General features: G+C 55.3%; 1 protein-coding gene. It reads right to left on the reverse strand.

The window, feature by feature from the left end:
- Positions 1-32: 32 nt before the first annotated feature.
- A protein-coding gene (locus tag BJQ17_RS29525; RefSeq protein ID WP_370844843.1) for an IS3 family transposase occupies positions 33-1,402 on the reverse strand; the annotation gives its coding sequence in 2 pieces (ribosomal slippage) (positions 33-902 and positions 905-1,402; 1,368 coding nt in all).
- Between the last annotated feature and the right edge of the window lie 47 nt (positions 1,403-1,449).

The raw sequence follows: 1,449 nt of genomic DNA on the forward strand, positions 1-1,449 counted from the left end.
TGAGCTGCGCCCCAGATGTTGGACGGTCGGTGCTAGGCTACCTCAGCTTGAGTTCTGTAAGCCACAGGACTCAGGCCGTTGAGTTTCATTTTAATGCGGTCATGGTTGTAGTAGTGGATGTACTCATCCAGTCCCGCCTGTAGCTCTGCGACGCTTTTGAAGCGCTCACGGTAGAAGTATTCCGACTTCAGCGTGCCGAAAAAACTCTCCATCGCGGCGTTGTCCAGGCAGTTACCTTTGCGTGACATGCTTTGCTCAAGCCCTGCTTCCTTCACACGTGCACAGTAATCAGGGTATCGGTAGTGCCATCCTTGGTCCGAGTGCAGCAGTGGTTTGTTGCCCGCCGGAAGCAGTTGAATCGCGCGCTCCAGCATTTCGCCGACCAAGGTGAAGCGCGGTCTGGTGTCGGTGCGATACGTCACGATTTCGCCGTTGTACAGATCCATTACAGGCGAGAGGTACAGCTTTTCACCCGCCACTTTGAACTCAGTGACATCGGTAACCCACTTCTGGTTAGGCTGATCAGCCTGGAAATTACGCTTGAGAATGTTAGGCGCGGCTTCTCCCATCAGGCCCCGATACGCCTTGTACTTCTTCGGACGGACCGTGCACTTGAGGTCTAGAGCAGCCATCAGCCGGCGCACCTTTTTACTGTTAACCAACTGCCCAGAACTGCGCAGCGCAGAGGTAACCCGCCGATAACCATAACGACCGCGATGTCGGTCGCAGATCTCCTGGATCGAGATTTTGAGAGAGGCACACTTATCCCCGGCCTCAAGCAGCCCTAGCTGGTAATAGTAAGTACTGCGTGGCAGGCCGGCAGCCTTGAGCAGATCGGCAAACGGGTAGTGTTCGCGCAAAGCCCTTACTAGCCGGGTTTTTTCCTGGCTTTCTTCAGCCTCGCCTTCTCCTCGTCGAGCTCCTCGAGCTTTTTTAGGTAGGCGTTCTCCGCTTCAAGCTGGCGAAGTCTCTTGAGCAGCTCCGCATGGGTAAGCTCCTCGATAGGTTTGGGAGCGGTCTCTTCGGGCTTGCGCGGGGCTTTAGGCATAGGGTTAACCAATATCTTTTTGCTTGAGGACAGGGCTTGGAAGCCGCCACTGTAATACTGTTCCTCCCAGCGCCGCACCTGAGATGAGTTACCCAGGTTGAACAACGCTGCGGTGGCCCGGAGCGACAGCTTCTCGCGCCACATACGGTAGAGCACAGAAAGCTTGAACTCGCTGCTGTAATGACCGCCAGGCTTCTCGAAGCTGGCCTCACCATGTAACTGATAGGACATGACCCAACGGCGCAGCAAAGTCGGATCGATTTGAAACAGCGCCGCGATGTGGCGAAAGCCTCGGCCACGCTTGAGGAAAGCCTGGATGGCTGACTGCTTGAATTGTGTTGAGTACTTGCTCATAAAAACCCCAGATGATGGACAGATGTCCAACATCTGGGGCGCAGCTC

The sequence above is a fragment of the Pseudomonas sp. NBRC 111139 genome, from assembly GCF_001753955.1.
GTDB classification, from domain to species: domain Bacteria; phylum Pseudomonadota; class Gammaproteobacteria; order Pseudomonadales; family Pseudomonadaceae; genus Aquipseudomonas; species Aquipseudomonas alloputida.